The organism is Jannaschia pohangensis (assembly GCF_900113875.1).
Lineage (GTDB): Bacteria > Pseudomonadota > Alphaproteobacteria > Rhodobacterales > Rhodobacteraceae > Jannaschia > Jannaschia pohangensis.
On sequence record NZ_FORA01000003.1, the window covers coordinates 280,759 to 301,809 of the forward strand.

Below are 21,051 nucleotides of genomic sequence, written 5' to 3' on the forward strand. Positions count from 1 at the left end.
AGCGCGGGATATGGGGGTCAGGTCCGGGAATAGACGTCCTCGTAACGAATGATGTCGTCCTCGCCCAGATAGACCCCGGTCTGGACCTCGATCAGGACCATGGGCACCTTGCCGGGATTTTCCATGCGGTGCACGGCCCCGAGCGGGAGGTAGACGGACTGGTTTTCAGTGACGAGCTTGACCTCGTCGTCGATGGTGACCTTGGCGGTGCCCTCGACCACGATCCAGTGTTCGGACCGATGGTGGTGGGACTGCAGGCTGAGCGCAGCGCCCGGTTTGACGTGGATGCGCTTGACCTGAAACCGCTGGCCGACGATCAGGCTTTCGAACCAGCCCCAGGGGCGGTGATCACGCGGGAAGGTAGTTGCCTGGGCGGCACCCTCGGCCTTGAGCAGATCGACGGCCTCGCGGACGCGTTGCGACTGGGATTTGCGCGCCACAAGCACGGCGTCGTGCATGGCCACGGCCACGATGTCATCAAGACCGATCCCCACAAGGCGCAGCCCCGGGGTTTCCGAGCGCAGGAGCGTGTCGCGGCAATCGATCGCGTAGGCCTCGCCCGAGAGCGCGGTTCCCGTCTCGTCTGCCTCGCTTTCCTGCCAGACGGCCTGCCACCCTCCCAGGTCGCTCCAGGCGCCGGAATAGGGCATGACCCGCAGGTTTTTCGCCCGCTCCATGATGGCATAGTCGACCGAGATGTCGTCGACCTGCGACCAGGGATCGGCGGCCAGCCGGGAGAAGCCCAGATCGTCCTTCGCATCTGCCACCGCCGCCTCGACCGGGGGGATCAGCTCGGGGGCGTGTGCCCGGAAAGCCTCAAGGATTGCACGCGCGGTAAAGAGAAAGATGCCCGCGTTCCAGAGCACGTTGCCCGCCGCGAGCAGGGTCTCGGCGGCGGCCAGATCCGGCTTTTCCACGAAACGCGTCAAGGGCTGCGGCTCAGACGCATTGCAGGCATCGGGCGAGGCGAGTTCGAGATAGCCGTAACCCGTTTCGGGGCGGTCGGGACGGATGCCGAAGGTCAGCAGATCGCCCGCCAGCGCACGCGGCAGGGCTGCGTCGATGGCGGCCCGGAACTCAGTATCGTCGGGGATCACGTGATCCGACGGGGCCACGATCATGACCGCATCGGGGTCGCGCGCCAACAGCCAGATCGCGGCGGCCAGGATTGCAGGCGCGGTGTTGCGTCCCTCGGGTTCGATCAGAATGCCGGAGGCATCGGTGTGGCTTGCGGCCAACTGCTCGATCACGATGAAGCGAAAATCCTCGTTGGTGAGCACAAGCGGCGGCGCGTATCCCGGGGCCTTGAAGCGGCGCACGGAGCTTTGAAACAGGGTCTCGTCGCCGGTGAGGCGCGAAAACTGCTTGGGATAGCTCTTGCGCGACAGCGGCCAGAGGCGAGTGCCGGATCCGCCGGCAAGGAGAACGGGATAAAGCAGGGGCATGGATCGATCTACCGTCGTTAATCGTACTGGGAAGGAACGGGACCAGACTGCGCCGTGGACGCCGGGGACGCAACCTTGTCAACGCCGGTCATCTTTTCGAAGGCCGCGTAGGCGGTTTCGGCTTCGGTGCGCAGGGCGTCCGGGATGTCCAGGGGGATGGCCCGGTCGGCTTGGGAGTCCGGGGTCGCAGGTTCGATCCGCGTAAACTGGCCACTGGCCGTCGGGTCGCCACCGCCGCCGCGTTGCGACGCGGCGGGGCTTCGGTAGCGGTTTTCCAGCGGTGGCGTCAGCCCCAGAGCCGTGCCGATACGGGCCAACGCGGCATCGGGATCAGCCAGGAGCGCGGCATGTGTCAGACCGACCCGCGCCCCCGGTGCGAAGCGGTCCCAATGGCCGCTCAGGGTGGCGAGACGGTCGATATAGTAGCGCGCGGTTTCCACATCGCTGCGGTATTCGTCGGTCCGGCCCAATCCTGCATAGAGTTTGCGGATGGATCGGATGGCGGCCGCCGGTTCACGGGCCACAAAGATGGCGCGGGCATCATAGAAACCCGGGTCTGGATCCAAATCATGCCGGTCGTGCAGGATCTTGTCGAAGAGGTAGTGGGCCTGCGGCGTCCAGGCGCCGCGGCGGATCTGGTTTACCACCAGGCGACCCAGGGCATCCGGATGATCATAGCGCACATGCGCCTCGCCATAGCCGCTGATGTCGGGACGCGAGCACAGGATGTTCGAGAGCGCCGTCGAGCCGCAGCGCATATGGGCAAGAACGAAGAGGGCGCGCGGAAATCGGCATTGGGGGTTCAGGGTCCGGGCGGCCCCCCCGAGAAGGCCCTTCAATCGCTCGCGCATGAATAGTGTCGTCCTTCGGCGTCCGGGTCGGCACGATCATGGGCCGAGGGACGAGGGGCGGCAAGGCGGAGACCATGGCGACGTCGCATTAACGAAAAATAAAGGAATATTTGATGAAAAGTCGAGCGACAGGCGGTCGTTCGAGACGGCTGGCTGATGCTTCCCCTGACACAAGGAGGATTCTTCAATGGCCATCAACGATTTGATCAACCGAAAGCGGATCCAGTCGCTTCTGACCGGTCGCAAGATGAAAGCCGGGGATTCGCCGCTTCGGGACGATCCCGACAATGAGATCATCTACGACGACGCGGATATGACGGTCTTGCGGCGTCCCGGCACTGGTAAAGACTGTATCGTTTCCTTCACCGGCATAGGTCGTGCCATGGGAGGCATTGACCTGCAGACGCCGGAATTCACCCGGTCCGGCGGGGATGCAGAGAAGATTTTCGTGATCGACAAGAATCGCACCTGGGGAAATAGCTTGGGTTGGAGCCGATTGGACAAGATCGTAGCACGCCTTGGCGACGGGCGGCGGATCATCACGCTTGGCAATTCCATGGGCGGGTTCCTTGCGATCCTCGCGGCGACGCGATTTGGCGCCCGCCATGCGCTCGCCTTCGTCCCGCAGTGGTCCGTCGATCCGGCCCTTGTCCCATGGGAGAAAAGGTGGGTCGAATATCGCGAGAAGATCAGAGCCTTCGTCCATCCAGACCTGTCCGGTGCCTTCACGGCTGATTGCCGACATCACGTTTTTTTTGGAGATCACCTGCTCGACAGCGCCCAATTCGAGGCTTTTCCCAAAGACGTCGGTGGATTGGATCTTTTCCGGATCGAACAGGGTGGCCATGAACTGGCAGGCTATCTTAAGACACGCGGCCTGCTCTATCCGGTGATCGACGCCTGTCTTTCAGGACGGGATGTGGGCGCTGTGTTGACCGAAGGTGGCGTCAGGTTTCAAGCGACCTGATTCTGCGCGTTTCTTAACAAAGTCTGAATACGAAGCGTCCCCGTGCGGTGCCGCGTCTTTGCGCTTGGCCGGGGCAGTGCTCATGCCTAGCTTCAACCTCGAAACATCCCCCGAGTCCTGAAATTCGACCGCCAGCGGGGCGCTTGCGCGCTCTCTGCATGGCCCCTCCTCGTGCGGTCGTCTCCGCACAACCCCTAGAGGAGGCGCAGATGCCGACAAACGACGAAACCTTCAACCATGCCTGTAGCGGCGATTGGGACCCGGTCGCAGGACCGGGCCGCGTTTTCATTGAGAACCTCGATTCGCGCAATGTCCTGCATTGGGCGCTGTCGGATGCGTCCGGCCCCGACGCGACGTTGCGCGGCTACAGCTTGCCCGCAGCCAGCGGCTACCGGTCGGGCGCGGAGGGGATCAATGTGCCCGCAGGCAGGATCCTCTGGGTGCAAGGCACCGCCACACAGGCCGTCGCCGTTACCGCGGAGACGCTTCCGTGACCCGCACGCTCGGCACGCCATTCCTCGTCGGGAAACTGCGGCTGCCTGCCGGGCGGACGCAGATCCTGAATGTCTCGGGCGGGGCTTTGCCGCCCGCAGGGCCGTCCACGCCGAGTCGTCTTTCTCCGTCTGACTGGTCGTTGACGGATGCGGGCACGGGGGGGACGCTCCTGCTGACGCTGCTTGTGGCTGCCGATGGTCGCGGGAGCCCGATCACCGGCTACGCTTGGCGCATCGATGACGGTCCCTGGCTTGACCTTGGCCTGACGTCACCCGGTACGGTCGAGATCGAAGGCCTGACGGATGGCGACCCGGTCGGGGTCAGCCTGCGCGCCGTAAACGCGGCGGGCGCCGGTCTGGCCAGTGCGACGCAGACGGCCACGCCGACGGGTGGTGCCCCGACCTTCGACATCTCGGGAGAGGCCGGCGGAATTGCGATCATGTCGCGCCCCGACCTGGTCCCGCCGCTTGTGACGGGCGGCACACTTTCCATTCAAATCACGGGGTAGACCCATGCCGATCATCATTCGTCCGTCGGGCGACACCGACCTGTCGAACGCGACGCTCCACGAAGACACTGCCCTGCCGCAGACCATCACCGGCCTCGCAGCCGGAAGCTGGCAAGTGGGGCGTCTGTCCTGGGCGCCCGACCCTGCGGAGGTGACAGACGCGGTGGCCAGCGAGGACCCGCTTCTGCTGATGGTCGCGGGCCAGTCAAACAGCCGCACGGCGGGCAATTCGGGGGCAATTCCGGCCGCCAAGTACACCACCGGCCCGGTCTTTGCGGATGTGTTCATCTTCGTGCGAGGCCCCGGCGCGAATATCTCGGCGCAGATCGCGGCCGGCGACTTTCAGCCCTACGACATCACCGCCAATGCCGACCCCGACAACAGCGGGACGGCCTGGGGTTCGGAAGCGGAGTTCATCTGGCAGATGCGGCAGGCGGGGGACATGCGGCCCGTCTATGTGGTCAAGGAAAGCCAGAACGGTCAGAATCTGGCCATTCAGTGGGCGCCCGGCACCAGCGGCGACAATTTTGCCTTTCTCGAGGCCAAGGTTGCCCGCGCGCGGACCCTTGCGGGCACGTTCGGCGATGAGGTCATGCTCTGGAATCAGGGCGAGGCCGATGCGAACCGCATCGATTTCTCGACGGCCTATGCGGCGAACTGGACAGCCTTCCTGACCGCGTTCCGGGCGCGGGTTTCGGCCACGGCCTTTTTCGTCGCCGAGCGCATCCGCCCCCTTGGCTATGAGGGCGCAAGCATCACCGACAATTCCCAGGGGTTCATCAACGCGAGCGCCGTGCGCGAAGCGACGATCGCAGGAGTGGTTGCCGACGGCAACGGCACGGTGGTCGATACGGATTTCGATCTTTCGAACTTCGACAGCATCCATCCTGGAGAGCCCTGGACCGAAGGCAAGGGCCTGCGTGCCCATGCGGCCTGGACCGGGACTTATGACGCGACCTTCGGACCCATCACCCGGACCACCCCGGTGCCGTTTGCCATCCCGAACGCAACCGATGTGACCCCGGGCGATGTGATCGCCGCGGCGCCCGTGACCATCGCGGGCCTCGAACGGCGCGCGCCTGTCTCCATTTCAGGGGGTCAGTGGCGGGCGCTTAATGCCTTGGACGCCGATTTCGTGGTTCAGGACTGGACCAGTTCGGCGGGCCATATCGACAAGTTTCATCGCCTTCAGATCCGCACGACGGCATCGGCGACCGAGGGCCAGACCAACATTGTCAGCCTCGACGTGGGCGGGCTTGCCGTCGACTGGTCGGTGACAACATTTGCATCTGTTCCGTCATACGGGCCCGAAACCCAAGCGTTCATCAACACGGCTGCAGCCAATGGCGGCATCAGCCTGAGCGGCCAACAGGCCGCGGCGCTGGATGCATTCTTTGCGACGGCCACGGCGACGACCTGGTGGCCCAAGATGCTCCGCCTCTATGGGCGCCTTGGGGATGCGGTATCGTCGTCTCTGGATCTGATCGACCAGGCCACGAGCCTGACGAGTGTGGCCCCTAACGATCCGCCCTATCAATGGACGGCAGCGGCAGGTTGGTCGCCCCAGGCAAGTTCGAACACCGGTCTGGACCTCAAGGTCGACCCCTCGACCCAATTGCCGCAGGACGATTGCGCCGTGGGTGTTTTCTATTCGGCCCTGTCGCAGGATACCCGCGGTGATTTGAACGGCGGCAACGGCATCTACCTGCGGGCCACGACCGGGGGTGCCGCACGGTATCTGCTCAACAGCGCGGCCAATACGAATGCCTCGGGCCTGTCGACGGCTCCGGGCCTGCGTGCCATCGTCCGAAGTGGGCCCACGGCACTGTCCCTGCACGGTCCTGACGGGTCGGTCATCGCGTCGTCCGCCACGGCCAGTGTTGCACCCACGGGAACGGCACTTGCCTTGGGCAATCCCGGAATCGGGAACCTGACCTCGGGGATCCACTCGGCCACTGCCAGTTTCCTTGGTGCCTTTGCGGCGGGGGCCGCGCTTAGCCCTGCCGAGATGCAGGATCTGGCGACGACCATGCAGACGCTCCACGCCGCCTTTGCGGTCTGACCCCCAGGGTCAGCCGGATGTCCTCGGGGGTCTCGCCGATCGAAAGGCAGGGATCCCCGACGCGACCTCAGCGACGGTGCGAACAGATGCCCTCAGCTTGGCATGGGCCAGACAGAGACCTGCGGCCAACCCGGCGAAGGCAAAGAAGGCGATCTCCAGATTGGGGGTCGCCTTTGTCACGAGGGCCCGCGCGAGAAAGGCCAGGCAGCCGAACTTCAGCGACACGACCAGATCGGCCGTCGCCTCGGGGAGATGCCCGTGCGGCAGGCGAAAGAGGCGCGTCAGAAACCACACGAAAACCGCCGTTCCGGCCAAACCCGTCGTGGCCAATGTCGCGATCAGCCATTGCGACGCACGGACCGAACCGAGCCCCGCGCCCATCAGGTTGGTATCGAGAAAGTTTCCCATGGCCTGAACGTTCCAGCTCATCCGCTCCACGCCCGAAGTCGTCGAAAGCTTGTCGAGGAGCGATCGGTCGACGAATTCGGTGACGGCGGGGACGAGTTGATAGAGCGTGAATGCCACCATCGCGCCCAGGGGCAGCAGGGCCAGGACGCTCATCACGATGACGATTGTTCGGGGGCGCAGTGACCCGCCGTGCATCCTCGCGAGGCGGACAGCCACAAAGACCGACATGAAAAGCACGGCGCCGACATAGGCCGAGGACGATGTGCCGCGCAGCAACACGAAGGTCGAGGCCGCCAGCCAGATCCCCGCGCCGGTGCCGGTGCTGCGGGTCCGCGTCCAGTAGCTCATCCAGAAGCCGAAGAGACCGAGCGACATGTAACCATAGGCGGAGGCTTCGGGAAAACCGCCGATCATCCGGTTCAGGCCCGCCATCTGCTGCCCGAGCGTCAGCGAATAATTCGCCGTCCGGAAGATCGACATCATCCATTCCACATTGGCCGCATTGGTCAGGATGTCGGCCAAACCAAGTCCCACATGGACGGCCGTCATCACTTTGACCGCTTGCAGGATCGGCCCCGGATCAGGACGGCGCAGGGCATAGGCGGCCAGCGCGATGAACGCGAAGACCGAGAGGATCATTCTCAGCAATTGCGACAGGTTGCCCCCACCCGGTTGCAGCGGGCGCGACACGATGCCGATCTGATTGGCGACGCGGCCGATGCTGAACACCTCGATATCGCCGGCGAAGACGCGTGGCAGGAAGATGGTGGCGATGGCCGCGAGACCCAGGAAGGCCATGAGCAGGACACCCGGCCCCCCCGGGGCAACGACACCCAAGGTCATGGGCAGCCCCCGGGGCAGGGTCAGCATGACCGCGAGCATCGCAAGCACCGCCAGGTCGATGGCGATGATCGTGGTCCCCCCGACAGCGGGCAGGTTGAACGCGGCCAACATCCCGAACGGGGCCGATCCGAGGAAGATCGCAAGACCGAAGCGTCGCCAGGCCACGAGAAGCACGGCCATGGCCAGAAGCACAGGAATTGAGCTCTGTACGAATTGCATCGGGTGGCGCACTCCAGCGAAACGATCACTATGACACTGGTCGAGACGGGATGAATGCGCAACTCGCCCCCCGCGCCTTGACCGCAAGCGTCAACACGCGCAGGACTCCTTGGGTGAGACCTCTTCCTCTCGCCCCGAGGTTGAAGACCGGTAAATGTGACGAGGATCCGCGCATTGAACGATACGGACGGCCATCGGGCGGGGGGCAGCCGCATGAAGCGGAGCGGCATGGCGGCTTTTGCCTTCCTGTCGCGCTCCCTCCAGCAGATTTCGACGTTCGTCATCACGCTTCTGGCGGCGCGTTTTTTGGCGCCGGCCGATTACGGCGTCTATGCCCTCGGCGTCGTTTTCGTCCTGTTGATCCAGACGCTGACCTACACGGGGTTCTATCAGTTCGTCATCAATTCGCGGGCCGATGACCGCAGCGTCCTATCGGTCAGCTTCTGGCTGATCTGCGGTTTGGCGACGGCCGCGGCGCTGGTGCTGGTCGTCCTCGCAGTGCCGATCTCGTGGATCTTCGACGCGCCCGAACTGGCGCCGGTCCTGATTCTTCTGGCCCTTGCACAGCCCGTTGCGGGGGCGGTGGCCTGGGCCTCGGCGGTGCTGCTGCGGCGACAGCGGATCGAACGGCATTTCGTCATCATGTTCGTGCAGAACCTGACGGCCCTGGTGGGCGGCGTGATCCTGCTTTGGGCCTGGCAATCGCTCTATGCGCTGGTCGCCTTTCGCTATCTGCGAATCGTGTCGGGCCTGCTGCTCTTTGCGGTGCTCACCCGAGACCGGCCCGCGATGACCTTCGACCGGACTCTGGCCCGGGAGGCGGCGGGGTTTTCCGGGGGGCTCTACGGCGCGCGATTGATGAGTTTCCTGTCGCGCTATGCCGGAGATCTGCTGCTCGGGGCGATCTATACCACGGCCGAGGCGGGGCTTTACCGCTTCGGAACCCGCATCGCCGGCGGGGCGGTGGATGTCATGGGCCAACCGCTGCGCAGTTTCGCGCTGACCCAGTTCGGCGCGGGCGGACGGGCTCAGCATGACCTTGCCCCCATTTTGGCCCGCTTTACCGGGACCACAGCCTTCCTGACCGGGGGCACCGCCGCCGTCCTGATCGTTTTTGCCGGCCCGATGATCGAAACGCTCTTCGATCCAGCCTACCTGGCAGCCGTGGCCGTGACCTATGCCATGGCGACCCGCGCCGTCGTGAATAGCGCCCTGATGATCGAGCCGGTTTTCTCGGCCTTGGGGCGAACAAGTGTCGTGATGGTCTTCAACCTGGTCTGGGCCGTGATCACTGTCGCTTCGGTCTTTGTGGCCGCGCAGTTCGGCCTGGAGACTTTGGCCTGGTCCCAGGCGGCCATTGGTGTGGGGATGATTGCGAGCGGCCTTGTCGTGATCCGGCGGATTGGCGGCGTCGCCATCGGGCGTGCCGTGCGGACGTTGATGGTGGCCACCGCGCTGGTGTTGGTTTACGGCCTCGTGCTCAATTGGAGCTGGCCTTACGTCGCCGAGGCCCTTGCCGATGGTCCGGGCGCGCGTCTGACGGTCGGGCTGATCTGGTCACTGGTATTGGCCGCACCGACGACGGTTATCGCCGCGCGATCCGGGGTGTTCACTCTCCGCGTGTTTTCGGGCTGAACCAAGGAGGCCGACCCATGGAATACCTGCCTGACCACCGGCTTTGCTTTCTGCATATCCCCAAGAACGCGGGCAAGAGTGTGCGCGCCGCCCTGAGCCGACTTGGCCCTGCCGATCACCGCCCACTTGCCGCTGACCTGAATATCCCCGAAGCCGAGGTGGAAGACGCGATTCAGGCTGCTTGGGACCACCCCGACCTTGGGCCCATCCATCCCGCGCATATCCCCCTGGCCACCATGCGGACGCATTTCACAGCCTCCTGGGCGGCCTTTACGGCCTGCCGGTCCTTCTGTCTGACGCGGGCGCCGCGCGACCGATTCCTGTCGGCTCTGCTGCAACGTCTCCGCGAATTCGAGGATGCGGGCGCCCTGACCGTCGATGACCCGCGCGTTGCCGCCGAGGCCGCCCGCGTTTGCGAATGGCTTGCCCGGCAGGACGGACCGATCATCGAGGCGCAGTACATCCACTTTGGCCGTCAGACGGATTTCACCGATCTGGACGGCGGGCGGCAGGTCACCGCGATTTTCCCCATGGATGCTTCCGCTGCTTTGGAGCGTTGGTTGGAAGAGGCTCTCGGCCTGTCGCTGACGGTCGAAAAGACCCATGTCCGCCGCCAGCCGAAGGCTTGGGCACGGGGTTTGCAGCCTGCCGCACGGTTTGCCGGTCGCTGGCTGATGCCGCGGGCGGTCAAGAAGGCGATCTATCCGCTCTGGACCCGCAGCCCGGTCTTCGACAACGCAAGGGGCAGCTATGCCGGGGTCGATCTGGGGGCGGATGTCGAGGCATTCATCGCCGACCATTATGCATGCGACGCGGCGCTCCACGCCGAAGCCCTGTCCGCCAGCGAGGCCCGGGCATGAAACGCATCGTCATCAACGGGAAATTCCTGGGTGAGCCGCTCAACGGGGTGCATCGCACCGCCGCCCATTACGCCAGTTTGCTGATGGACCGGGCCGCAGGCGTCGCCGATGTGCGCCTCGTGGCACCCCGCGACGTGCCGGTTGACCCGGCCTTTCCGACGCTCGCCCCCGAGGTTTGTCCGGGCCGGTTCGGCGTCCGGCAGGGGTGGGAAATGCTGACCCTTCCCGGCCTGGCGCGCGGCGCGCTGCTGGTGAATTTCTGCAACCTCGCCCCCTTGCTGCACGGCAATTCGGTGGTGATGATCCACGACGCCCAGACCTTCCTGCACCCCGAGGATTATTCGGGTCGGCAGGCCAGCGGCTACCGCGCGCTCTCGCCCTGGATCGGGCGGCGGGCACGGCGGATCCTGACGGTGTCCGGCTTTTCCCGCAGGTCGCTGGCCGACCATGGCATCGGCACCCGCGACAAGATCGACGTGGTTCACAACGGAACCGACCATATCCTAGACACGCCTGCCGACGCAGGCACACTGGCGCGCTATGGCCTTGACGGGAAACGCTATGTTCTGTCCTTGGGATCAACCAAGGGCTACAAGAACATCCGCCGGGTCTTTGCCGCCATGTCCGACCCCGCCTTGGCCGATGTGCGGCTGGTGGTAGCGGGCGGCGCGCCCGAGGCGGCTTATCGTGCCAAAGGCTGGACCCCGCCCGAGGGCACGATCTTTACCGGCTTCGTCTCTGACGGCGAATTGCGCGCGCTCTACGAGGGGGCGGCCGTCTTTGCCTTCCCGTCCCTGACCGAGGGGTTCGGCCTGCCCCCGGTAGAGGCCATGCATTGCGGATGTCCGGTGGTGGCGGCGCGGGCCGGCGCCATGCCCGAGGTTTGCGGCGCGGCTGCCGAATTGGTGGACCCGGAGAACACCGACGACTGGGTCAGGGCGATCCGCCACCTGCTCGGCGATCCCGACGCCCATGGACAACTCGTCGCACAGGGGCGGTCCCGCGCCGCCGAGCTCGGCTGGCAAGCCGCCGGAGATCGGCTGTGGTCGGTGATCGCGCCCCTGCTCTGAGCGTGGCCAGACATGAAAACGGGGGCCCGAAGGCCCCCGCTTCCCAAACTATCGTCGCGGATGCGATCAGAAGGCTTCTTCTACCACAATCTGTTCGATCTGCGGTGCGCCTTCGAGGTAAACCACATCTGCGGCCGTGACCGTCGAGTCGTAGAATGTGACCGTCGTGTCACCGTAGGTCATGATCGTATTACCGCTGGCGGTGTATTCGAAGCTGAAGACTTCGTCATCGAGAAGCTCGATACGGTCGACGCCGGATACGAAGTCGAACACCTTGTCATTGCCGTCGTCACTGTCGAACTGGAAGGCATCGGCGCCCGTCGCGCCACCGGTGCGATCACCGCGAATATCGCCGTAGAGAACGTCGTCGCCCTGACCACCGCGCAGGGTGTCATCGCCCTCGCCGCCGTAAAGCCGGTCAGCGCCCGCACCGCCGTCGATGTAGTCGTTACCTTCTCCGCCGTCGAGCTTGTCGCGACCGGTGCCGCCTTGCACGTTGTCGTCGCCACCTTCGGCATAGACATTGTCATCGCCGCCGCCGGCCTTGACAGTGTCGTTTCCAAGCCCCGCGCGGACCAGGTCAGAACCGTTGCCGGTCAGAATTTCATTGTCGCCGTCATCGCCGATGGCGCGGTCGGATTGAATGGGTGTACTCATACTTGTTACTCCAGTTCCAGGCTCGGTCTGCGTGGTCGTTTGATGGCAGGATTCTATCGCTTGGCAATTTCTTGCCGATGGCGGAGAATTGCCTTCAAATTAACAGAATGTCAACGAAGATCGGCCGTAGATTGCCGATGAACCAGCCTTTGCGGCCCCTTGCTAGGCTGGACGTCGGGCAATATCGCCATCGAAATCAATGCGTAATAGCGAAATGCCAAAAAAATCGGCAACTGAGTCTTATTTCTCCCACTCGGGGATCGATTCATTTGTCATGGCAAGGAATCGGTGTGTTTCCGCCGAAAGGCTGGCGGCCAATGCCGCGCGGGCGGCCGTGTCATCCACCTCGTCCTTGCGGAAGCTTTGACTTCCAAGGGCCCGCAGGCTGTCCACGGCGGCCTTGGGCAGAAAGCCGCGAGCCGCCTGCCAGGCCTTGGAGTCCCGGATCATCTTGACACCCGGCAACCGCGCCCTGCGGCTTGTCGGCGGCGACTGATGGCGCGCGCGCAGATCCTCCTCCCCGGGCGAAAACGGCGTCAGCCCAAGCCAGTCCACAAGATCGTCCAGCGTCTCGCGGCGGCGGGCGCGCAGCCGCTCCGCCACCACGACCTTGATTTGCGCGGCGGGGAAATGAGACAGGTATTCGTCCAATTGCAGCGCATAGTTCGACGTGTCGCGGTAGATCGGATTGTCGCGGATCGCCTCATCCAGCGGCAGGGGTTCCTGGAATTCCTTGGCGCGCTGCCAATAGTGACCTATGGCGCGCTCCACGGGCTCTCGGACGATGTAGATGATCCGGGCGTCGGGACAGGCGGCCGCGATCCGCCCCGCCACGCCCGACCGATGCGGGGCCTGGGAATAATAGACGCTGCCTTCGCCACGGTAGCGTGCGCCCTCGCCACCCGCCCAAAGATCCAGATAGGCCTCCCAATCATGGGAGCAGGGCCGGTGCGCCATGACCGGCCACGCGGCCTCCAGATCGCCTTGATCGACGAAGAAACAGGGCTCCTTTTCGTCGCTCATCCGGATTTCGGGATGCAGCCGCAGATAGGCGTGGAGCGCGCTCGACCCAGATTTTGAGGCGCCAATGACAAAGAGGTTCGGCATCAGTTCGGGTCGGGAGACGGCGGGGCTGTCGTTCGTCATCGAGTCACCTTCGGGATACGAGTCACAAGGTCAGGATTCGTCCAGGGTCGGCGCGACCCCGGGCCACATCGAAAAGGGCGCGCCAATTGCCGATCGCCCGGGCGCGCCGGTCGATCCAAGGCTCGGGTCGCAGCATCCGCAGATGATTCGCCGCCATGTTGCGCGTGGCAAGCCGCAAGGCAAAGCGCGCGGTCATCGTGCCCTTGCGCCACAGATACCACGTGTTCGCGATCTGGCTGTAGCCGAGGCGCTGACCGGCGGTTTCCCGGCCCGATTTGGCCCCGCGGTGAACACCGGCAAAGGCATCGGTCTTGATCCGGGCGCCGCTGATCCGGGCGGCAAAGTCGATGTCCTCCTGCCAGCCATAGAGCGGCAACGCCTCGTCAAACCGCGCATCCCCGATGCTGGACACCCGGTAGGCCATGTTGCACCCATAAAGCCCCGCCAGGTTGCGACGCAGGACGCGGCCCTCGGTCGGTTCGGGATGATCGCTGTCCCACCGGGCAACCATCTCGGCGGCCTCCGTGTGATCGAAACCCGGCCCGTTGATGCCGTCTGCGATCAGATGACCCGTCATGCCCCCGACGTCCCCCCGGGCGGCAAAGGCCAGTTCGATCCCGGCCAATGCGTGGCGCGAGGGCAGGAAGTCGTCGTCGAAGAAGACCACAATGTCGGCATCCCCGGCGAGCGCATCCAGCCCGGCATTACGCTGTCTCGGCAGGCCCTTGGGGGGGTGGATCACCTCGGCCCGCGTGCCGTGGCCAAAGCGCGGAGCGGGATCGAACCCGATGTGTTCCGGCCCCGGCACCGAAAATATCACCCGGTCGGCGGGGCGGCTCTGATTGTCCAGAAACGGGACCAGATCGGCCAGACAATCGGGGCGACCGGCAGAGCAGATGACAACGGCCAATCGGGATGCTGGATTCGACATGAAAACTTTCTGCAGCGCGGCGCAATCGGGCGGCTCCACGATGGCGACGGCGGACAAGCGTGTCAATCAACACCGACAGGCCTGGGTGAAACCTATTGTCGGAAAGGCCTGCACGCGCTAGCCTTCGCGCGGGGTAAGGGTACGGTACAATGAATGCTGCGTATGCAAATCGCGGGGCGCTCGGGCGTACCTGTCTGGCCGTTTCCATTTCCGGGAAGGACACGTGACCTGCTCGGACGTTGTTGTTCTGGGCGCCGGAATTGCGGGACTGGCGGCGGCGGACCGGCTGTCGGCGGCGGGCGCACGGGTCACGGTGCTGGAAATGGGCGACCGGGTCGGAGGCGCGCACCGAAGCAAGACCATCGGCCCCTACACCTTCGATTTCGGGAGCATCTTCTATGAGGCGGGGGCCCGGCTCTTCGATCTGCCGGGGGCGAAGGCAGACATGTGTCCGACCGTGCAACGACAGCAGCGCCGCCTGACGCCCGACGGCAGCCTGCGACACTATCCGATCCAGCCGGAAGACGTGATGACTTGGCCCGCCGGGCGAAAGCTGCGGGCGCTGCGCGATCTGCTGGTGCAGCGGTTCGCGGTGCAGCGAGATGGCTCGCTGGAGACGATCTGCCGCCGTCGTCTGGGCGATACGATCTACCGCGAGACCGGGTTGCGTGACTACGTCACTCGCTTTCACCACGTCCCCGCCGATCAGATCGACGAGGAGTTCTTTCTGCACCGGATGGCCTTTGTCGCCAAATCTACCGAGTTTGCGGCACTGACCCGAACAGCCACCCGGATGCTCCGCAAGCAGGACACGATACCGCAGTCCCGTCCGTCCCTTCTCGTGCGACCCCGGTCCGGCTATGGCGCGATCTTCGATCCGATTGTTGCCGCCCTACGGGCGCGCGGCGTGCAATTCGAGTTGAATACCCCCGTCACCGGATTGTCCCGCGACACAACGGGGACGCGGGTGGAGACATCGGGCGGCGCGTTCCGGGCCGATGCGGTGGTCGGGGCCATGCCGCTCGATGCGTTGCATCGGATGCTTTTCGGAGTGGACTCGGGGCTCGTCTCGCTGGACCTGATGTCACTTTTCGTCTCGGCCGAGACATTGCATCCCGAAACGGGCAACGTCCTCTACAACTTCCACAGCAAGGGTCGCTGGAAACGTGCGACGATCTACTCCCGCATCTATCCCACGCCCGACATCGACCGGGCATTCTTTACCGTCGAAGTGACCCTGCCGCCCGGCGCCTCTCCCGATCCAGCCGATGCCTTTGCCCAGACGGTGGCGCATTTCGACGACTGCGGTCTCGGCAAGGATCTGCGGCTCGAGGGGCATGGCCTGCTACCCGGGGCCTATCCGCTTTATGCCCGCGGGCAGAAGGCGCGGGCGCAGGCGGTTCTTGACCGGGTCACGGCTGCGGCGGTGCTTCCGGTGGGACGCCAGGGCCGATTCGAGTATCTTCCGACTTCCAGCGGCGTCATCCGGCGGGTGGCCGAAGTGCTGGCCGACGCCCCGACCTGAGCCCGAAAGACCATGAACGCCATGCGCCTTGCCTGCCTTGCCCTCGCCCTGCTGTTGGCCGCCCCCGCCTCTGGCCAGGAAGTGACCGGGCCGCGTCTGGGGGCGGCGTCGAACATGGGCCAGGGCATCACGCCGCGATTGACTCGTCTTGCAACCGCCCTGGGTGTGCGCGACCTGCGCGACGGGCTCAGCTGGACCCGGGCCGAGCAACGGGCGGGGGATATCCGCTTTGACGGTGCGCGGCTGACCTTCCCCGACCAGATGGCGCAAATGGGGATCGCGGCGGGCATCGTGCTCAATTGGGGCAATCCGCTCTTTGATGACGGGGACACGCCGCATACCCCCGCCGCAATCGACGCCTTCGGCGGTTTCGCGGCGCAGGTGGCGACCCGTTTCCCCAACCTCGACCATCTGGAAATCGGAAATGAATTCAACGGGGTGAACTTTGTGCGCGGCCCCCTGGCCGAGATGTCGCCGCTGGAACGTGCCCGCGCCTATGTGCCGCTTCTGGCAAGTGCGGCGACACAGGTTCGCGCGGTCCGCCCCGATCTGCGCATCCTCGGCGGGGCGACCCATTCGATCCCGGCGGGCTGGCTCTGGGAAGTGCTGGACGCGGGCGGAGCCGAGCACATGGACGCGCTGGCCATCCACCCCTACACCACCCCGGCCGAGCAACTCGTCCGGCAGTTGGCCGTGCTGCGTCGCCATCCGGATGCCGCGCGCCTGCCGATCGAGGTGACGGAATTCGGCCATCCCGATCCGGCCCGCGCCGCGGGGCATTTCCTGCGCAACTATTGCCAGATGGCGCTTGGCGGGGTGACGCGGGCCGTCTGGTATCCGTTCAATGAGCGAGGAGACGGCTTGGTGCCGCTGGTGGCGGACGGCGGACGGGTGACATCGGCGGGTCGGGCCTTCCGCCTGATCGCCGAGCGGATGGAGGGTCGGCCCGTCAGGGATGCCGCGCCCGACCCCTTCACCTATGCCTGCCGCTTCGGCGGCGACGTGACCATTGTCTGGGGCGCGCCGCGCGGCCTCGACCTGCCCGAGGGGGTCACCGTTCTGGATGCCGAAGGCGCGGTGGTCACCGCCCCCGCAACCCTGAGCGAAAAGGAACCCCTGGTCCTGCTGCACGCCGATGGGGCCGAGGCCATCGCCGCCCGAACAGACATCGCCGCCGACAGCTATCACCAGTTCGCCTATCCGGCCGCGAACGGCGACCCGGCTCCGAGCGACGGCTTCGACCGGTTCGCGCGACGCGGCGGCACGCGGATTGATCTGGTCACCCTGCCGGGGCAAGAGGCTTCGGGCACGCCCTGGTTCCCCTATCTGGGCGTCCCTGCCCTGCGCCCCCTGCGCCTGACCGCGGAGACACTGGTGCCCGGCGGCGGTCCCGCCGACCCGGTCGAGATCCTGCACCGCTATGTCGCGCCGGTCGACCAGGTTCTGACCCTTGAGGCGCGCTTCGACGTGCCGGACCGAAGCGCCGACGGCATCGCCGTTACCATCTCGCTCGATGGCGAGGTTCTGGCCGAGGCATCGGGCAAGGACCCTTTCGACATCACCCGCAACGGCATCGCCCTTGCCGAAGGTCAGACGCTGGACATCGCGGTCGGCCCCAATGGAACGCCCCGGGGGGATGTGATCGGCTATCGCATCACCCTGCGGCACGAATGACGGGGGCGAACATGAAAGTTGTCATCCTGAACGACGCCAGCATCGCGCGCGGCGGGGCCACGGGCCTGTCACTGCTGCAGGCGCGGCTTCTGCGGGAGCGGGGCATCCCGGTCACCTTCATCGCGGGCGACGCGTTGGACAACCCCGATCTTGCCGCCACGGGGGCAACCCATGTGAACCTAGGTGGCCTGCCCCTGATGAAATCCCATCCGCTCCGGGCCGCGACGCTGGGCCTTTATGATCCAGCGATGCGCGATGGTATCGCCGACTTCATTGCCCGGCAGGACGACGCGCAGACGGTCTATCACGTCCATTCCTGGTCCAAGGCCCTGACGCCGTCTCTGTTTTCGGCGCTGCGCCCGGTGGCGGCGCGGGTCTTTATCCATGCCCATGACTTCTTTTTGGCCTGCCCGAACGGCGGTTACATGAACTATCCGGCGATGCGCCCCTGCGAGCTGCGCCCCCTGTCGCCTGCCTGCCTTGCCAGCAATTGCGACAAGCGCAGCCGCGCCCAGAAAGCCTGGCGCGTGACGCGGCAGGCCATTCTGCGGCGGACGATGCCGACGGACGCGCCCTGGGGTGGCATTCTGATGATCCATCCGGGAATGCGACCCTATCTGGAGAAGGTCGGCTATCCGGGCCACCTCTTGTATCCGCTGCGCAACCCCGCCGAAAGGCTGACCGAGACGCGGGTGCGGGCCGAGGCCGGGACGCGCCTTCTGTTTGCCGGGCGGGTCGAGGCGGAAAAGGGGATCGAGGATCTGGTCGCCGCCGCCGCCAGAGCGGGAGCGCCCCTGACCGTGGTGGGCGATGGTCCCCTGCTGGAGCCGCTGCGCGCCGCCCACCCCGGCGTGCGCTTCACCGGCTGGATGGACCGCGCTGGCCTGGCCGCCGAGATGGCCACGGCGCGCGCACTCGTGATGCCGTCCCGTTATCCCGAACCCTTCGGGCTGGTTGCCGCCGAAGCCGTGATGTCGGGCCTGCCCGCGATGGTTTCGCACAGCGCGCTTCTGGCCCGGGAACTGGCGGAAACAGGGCTTGGCTGGTCTGTGAATGCGCGCGACCCGGTGGCCTTTGCCGATGGCCTGCGCGCCGTGATGGACACCCCGCCCGACGTCATCGCAGACATGAGCCGCAGGGGCTTTGACGCGGAAACGCCGGTCTGCACCACACCGGACGCCTGGATCGACGGGCAGATTGAGCTTTGGCGCGGCGCGCTTCAGGCGGACTGAAGCACCGCGAAGGCGCGGGCGACATCGGCCTGCGCCTCGGCCAGAACCGTGGCGTGGACATCCATATCAAGCCCCTCTTCGGCCGCCGTCATGATGCGCCGCGCCGCCGCATCGGCGGGCAATGTCGCGGGGTCGGCCAGCCAGTCGTCGCGTCCGACCGAGGCCATGAAACTGGCGACCTTGGCATCCCAGGCAAGGGCCAGCGCCGGCACGCCGTGGGAATAGGCCGCGATGACCGCATGCATGCGATAGGCTGCGATGGCATCGCAATCCGCCACCAGGGTCGACAGTTCGGTCGGGGTCGTCGGCCGGTCCAATGGCACATCCATCGCCAAGAGGTCGGCGCGCATCTGTTCGGCGGTGGCCACATCCTCCGGGCTGCCGTTGGTGAAGGCACGCACCTGTGCGCCCGCCGCACGCAGTGCACGGGCCACGTCGAGATACCAGGCGCGCAGGCCGACCTCGGTCACCTGCGCCTTCGAATGATAGCGGATCGCCACGTGGCTCATCAGGCCGAGACCGATGACAGGCGTGTCGCGCGCGGAGCGCGGGGGTGCGGGATGAGCCGTGGCGCTCAGCAGACCCGGATCGCGCACGACCTGCGCCATCAAACCGGTTTTGGCCCCGATCAACCGGTCCCATGTCGCTACCGACGCTGCATCGCGCAGGAAGACCGCGCGCAGGTTCGGGCGTGAAAACGCCCGGAGCAGGCGGCGCAGGCCCTCGTCGGTGAACGACGACCCCATGCCGCACCCGAAGATCACCACGGGAAGGGCGCGGGCGGCGGCATGTCTCATGGCCAGATCCAACTTCGTGGGAAAGTTCAGGTCGAGATCGGCGATCAGGTTGCCGCCCCCGATCACCATGGCCGTGGCCCCCATGGCGTCCAGTTCCCGGTCATAATGCGGCCCCCACTTGCGCATCGATTGCAGGCGCAGCGGCAGGCGGACGGCCTGACGCCGGACCGGACCGGGCAGCGCGTCGAGGACCGCAAGGGCCGTCCCCCGCATCGCCATCGCATCGCCGTAGGTGCTGCGCCCGGCAAGATCGACTGAGCGTGTCCCGGGGTCGGCCCCGGCCGCGATCAGCGCCTGCTCCAGACATTCCGACAGAAGCCCGTCGCCCAGATTGGGACTGAACTTGACGTTCATGCAGGCGACGGCGGGGGCGTTCGTCATGGCGCGGGTCTTTCAAACAGCGAGCGGGACAGGATATCGGCCAAGCCGGACACGACCTTCGCCACACGAGTTCGTCCGTTCATAGGGCTATCGAAACATCGAGGTAAAGACCGACTGGCGAGCACAATTTGGGATCGGACCGATGCAGGGCGTCCCGAGGCGCGGCTTCGACGGCGACTGCGCAAAAGTCTTCCCCTGACGCGGTGCCGGAACCAGTCTGTTCGGCCCCTGGCGGCGGTTGCATGTGCAGCATGCTTCTTTTGTCATCATCGTCCGAGCTCTCGGGGGGCTCTCGTCTCCTCTGCAGTTACCCCCTCGCATGAGGGGGCGATTCGGTAATCTTTATTGAAAAACAGCCAATTGAAGCGATTCTCGTCAGAATCGGCCGATTCTCGCGATGTCGGATTGAGGAAAAGGCTGCCTATTTATCGTTCTGCTGCAGGTGCAAAACGATTAAAAATTCACGAAAAACCATTGCTTGTCACGAGTCCGTGACAAACTTCCGCCACTTTCCTTTACGGAAGGCCGCTGGAAGCGTATGCCAGTCTTGGTTTTGCGGGGTCTTCGTAGGCCTCGGGGGTGTGTAAGGGTAAAATTCGATGAAAACTGCCGATGTCTGGTCGTCCTCGTCTGCCGAGGGCGCTTTATCAACTCGTCCAATTGCCGGATATGATCGCAACGCGGGGATCGCGTCGCCGCTCAAGCGCGCATTCGACGTGGCCTTCGCAATCGTCTTGCTGCCGATTCTGGTTCCGGTGATTGCGGTTCTGTATATCCTGACCCGTCTTGACGGTGGGCCGGGGTTCTTCGGCCACAGACGGATCGGAAAGGATGGCGCAGAATTCCGGTGCTGGAAAATCCGCTCCATGGTGGTGGATGCGAAGAGCGCGCTGGCCAAACATCTCGCCGAGAACCCCGATGCTGCTGCTGAATGGGCCCGGGATTTCAAGCTGGCCGATGATCCCCGGATCACGCCGCTCGGCAGATTCCTGCGGCGGACCAGCCTCGATGAGTTGCCGCAGATCTGGAATGTGCTCTGCGGTGAAATGAGCTTTGTCGGACCCCGGCCCGTGACGGCCGAAGAACTGGGCAAGTACCGGACATACAAGCACTGCTATCTTTCGGTGAAGCCGGGTATCACGGGGGTCTGGCAGGTGTCTGGCCGCGGCGAGGTGGACTACGATACCCGCGTTGCGATGGACGTGGCCTATTTCCGCAACCACAACTTGCTGAATGACATCTCGATCATCGCGCGGACCGCCGGCGTGATGCTGCGGCGTACGGGTCAATAGCGCCGCTGGCCGATAGGTTTGGTTTTCTGTAACGAGTTCGGGCCGCCGCAGTG

At 65.2% G+C, this 21,051-nt stretch carries 18 protein-coding genes; 11 read left to right on the forward strand and 7 right to left on the reverse strand.

Annotated features, from left to right (window positions below):
* Positions 1 to 17: 17 nt before the first annotated feature.
* Positions 18 to 1,445, reverse strand: a complete 1,428-nt coding sequence (locus BM002_RS12520) for a mannose-1-phosphate guanylyltransferase/mannose-6-phosphate isomerase (RefSeq protein ID WP_092781478.1) — start codon at positions 1,443 to 1,445, stop codon at positions 18 to 20.
* 17 nt (positions 1,446 to 1,462) lie between these two features.
* Positions 1,463 to 2,296, reverse strand: coding sequence for a sulfotransferase (locus BM002_RS12525; RefSeq protein WP_175484891.1), 834 nt, complete (start codon positions 2,294 to 2,296; stop codon positions 1,463 to 1,465).
* Positions 2,297 to 2,483: 187 nt separating this feature from the next.
* On the opposite strand from BM002_RS12525, the gene BM002_RS12530 reads away from it, so the two are divergent.
* From BM002_RS12530 to BM002_RS12545, 4 genes are all read left to right on the forward strand, one after another.
* Positions 2,484 to 3,263 (forward strand): alpha/beta fold hydrolase, encoded by a 780-nt coding sequence (locus BM002_RS12530; RefSeq protein WP_092781481.1) that lies wholly within the window; start codon positions 2,484 to 2,486, stop codon positions 3,261 to 3,263.
* Between the two features lie 209 nt (positions 3,264 to 3,472).
* A complete protein-coding gene (locus BM002_RS12535; protein ID WP_092781484.1) occupies positions 3,473 to 3,757 on the forward strand; it encodes a hypothetical protein in 285 nt (94 codons plus the stop codon).
* On the forward strand, positions 3,754 to 4,266 hold the full coding sequence (locus BM002_RS12540) for a hypothetical protein (RefSeq protein ID WP_139212365.1): 513 nt from the start codon (positions 3,754 to 3,756) through the stop codon (positions 4,264 to 4,266). The genes BM002_RS12535 and BM002_RS12540 overlap by 4 nt, the downstream gene beginning before the upstream one ends.
* A 4-nt stretch (positions 4,267 to 4,270) precedes the next feature.
* Positions 4,271 to 6,328, forward strand: coding sequence for a sialate O-acetylesterase (locus BM002_RS12545; protein ID WP_092781490.1), 2,058 nt, complete (start codon positions 4,271 to 4,273; stop codon positions 6,326 to 6,328).
* Between the two features lie 9 nt (positions 6,329 to 6,337).
* Here the strand turns inward: BM002_RS12545 and BM002_RS12550 are convergent, their stop codons facing one another.
* The gene (locus BM002_RS12550; protein WP_139212366.1) at positions 6,338 to 7,759 is read right to left on the reverse strand and encodes a hypothetical protein; all 1,422 of its coding nucleotides are present in this window, start codon (positions 7,757 to 7,759) and stop codon (positions 6,338 to 6,340) included.
* Between the two features lie 213 nt (positions 7,760 to 7,972).
* On the opposite strand from BM002_RS12550, the gene BM002_RS12555 reads away from it, so the two are divergent.
* The 3 genes from BM002_RS12555 to BM002_RS12565 are packed head-to-tail and all read left to right on the forward strand — an operon-like array spanning position 7,973 to position 11,363.
* Positions 7,973 to 9,433 (forward strand): oligosaccharide flippase family protein, encoded by a 1,461-nt coding sequence (locus BM002_RS12555; RefSeq protein WP_245749238.1) that lies wholly within the window; start codon positions 7,973 to 7,975, stop codon positions 9,431 to 9,433.
* A 17-nt stretch (positions 9,434 to 9,450) separates the two neighbouring features.
* Positions 9,451 to 10,293 carry a sulfotransferase family 2 domain-containing protein gene (locus BM002_RS12560; protein ID WP_092781499.1) on the forward strand — a complete coding sequence of 281 codons (843 nt, stop codon included), beginning with the start codon at positions 9,451 to 9,453 and terminating at the stop codon, positions 10,291 to 10,293.
* Positions 10,290 to 11,363: a glycosyltransferase family 4 protein gene (locus BM002_RS12565; protein ID WP_092781502.1), complete on the forward strand. Its 1,074-nt coding sequence runs from the start codon at positions 10,290 to 10,292 to the stop codon at positions 11,361 to 11,363. Before BM002_RS12560 ends, BM002_RS12565 begins: the two co-directional genes overlap by 4 nt.
* 66 nt (positions 11,364 to 11,429) lie before the next feature.
* On the opposite strand, the gene BM002_RS12570 is transcribed toward BM002_RS12565, so the two are convergent.
* From BM002_RS12570 to BM002_RS12580, 3 genes are all read right to left on the reverse strand, one after another.
* A complete protein-coding gene (locus BM002_RS12570; RefSeq protein ID WP_092781505.1) occupies positions 11,430 to 12,020 on the reverse strand; it encodes a calcium-binding protein in 591 nt (196 codons plus the stop codon).
* Positions 12,021 to 12,260: 240 nt separating this feature from the next.
* Positions 12,261 to 13,166 (reverse strand): sulfotransferase family protein, encoded by a 906-nt coding sequence (locus tag BM002_RS12575; RefSeq protein ID WP_092781508.1) that lies wholly within the window; start codon positions 13,164 to 13,166, stop codon positions 12,261 to 12,263.
* A 22-nt stretch (positions 13,167 to 13,188) separates the two neighbouring features.
* The gene (locus BM002_RS12580) at positions 13,189 to 14,163 is read right to left on the reverse strand and encodes a glycosyltransferase family 2 protein (protein WP_245749239.1); all 975 of its coding nucleotides are present in this window, start codon (positions 14,161 to 14,163) and stop codon (positions 13,189 to 13,191) included.
* 157 nt (positions 14,164 to 14,320) lie between these two features.
* On the opposite strand from BM002_RS12580, the gene BM002_RS12585 reads away from it, so the two are divergent.
* The 3 genes from BM002_RS12585 to BM002_RS12595 are packed head-to-tail and all read left to right on the forward strand — an operon-like array spanning position 14,321 to position 18,528.
* Positions 14,321 to 15,622: an FAD-dependent oxidoreductase gene (locus BM002_RS12585; RefSeq protein WP_092781511.1), complete on the forward strand. Its 1,302-nt coding sequence runs from the start codon at positions 14,321 to 14,323 to the stop codon at positions 15,620 to 15,622.
* 12 nt (positions 15,623 to 15,634) lie between these two features.
* Positions 15,635 to 17,296 carry a glycosyl hydrolase gene (locus BM002_RS12590; protein ID WP_092781514.1) on the forward strand — a complete coding sequence of 554 codons (1,662 nt, stop codon included), beginning with the start codon at positions 15,635 to 15,637 and terminating at the stop codon, positions 17,294 to 17,296.
* Positions 17,297 to 17,307: 11 nt separating this feature from the next.
* Positions 17,308 to 18,528: a glycosyltransferase family 4 protein gene (locus BM002_RS12595; protein WP_092782187.1), complete on the forward strand. Its 1,221-nt coding sequence runs from the start codon at positions 17,308 to 17,310 to the stop codon at positions 18,526 to 18,528.
* Here the strand turns inward: BM002_RS12595 and BM002_RS12600 are convergent.
* Entirely contained in the window at positions 18,516 to 19,706 is a 1,191-nt protein-coding gene (locus BM002_RS12600; RefSeq protein WP_092781517.1) for a polysaccharide pyruvyl transferase family protein, read from the reverse strand. The genes BM002_RS12595 and BM002_RS12600 overlap by 13 nt on opposite strands.
* 599 nt (positions 19,707 to 20,305) lie before the next feature.
* On the opposite strand from BM002_RS12600, the gene BM002_RS12605 reads away from it, so the two are divergent.
* Positions 20,306 to 20,998 (forward strand): sugar transferase, encoded by a 693-nt coding sequence (locus BM002_RS12605; RefSeq protein WP_092781520.1) that lies wholly within the window; start codon positions 20,306 to 20,308, stop codon positions 20,996 to 20,998.
* Positions 20,999 to 21,051 lie beyond the last annotated feature (53 nt).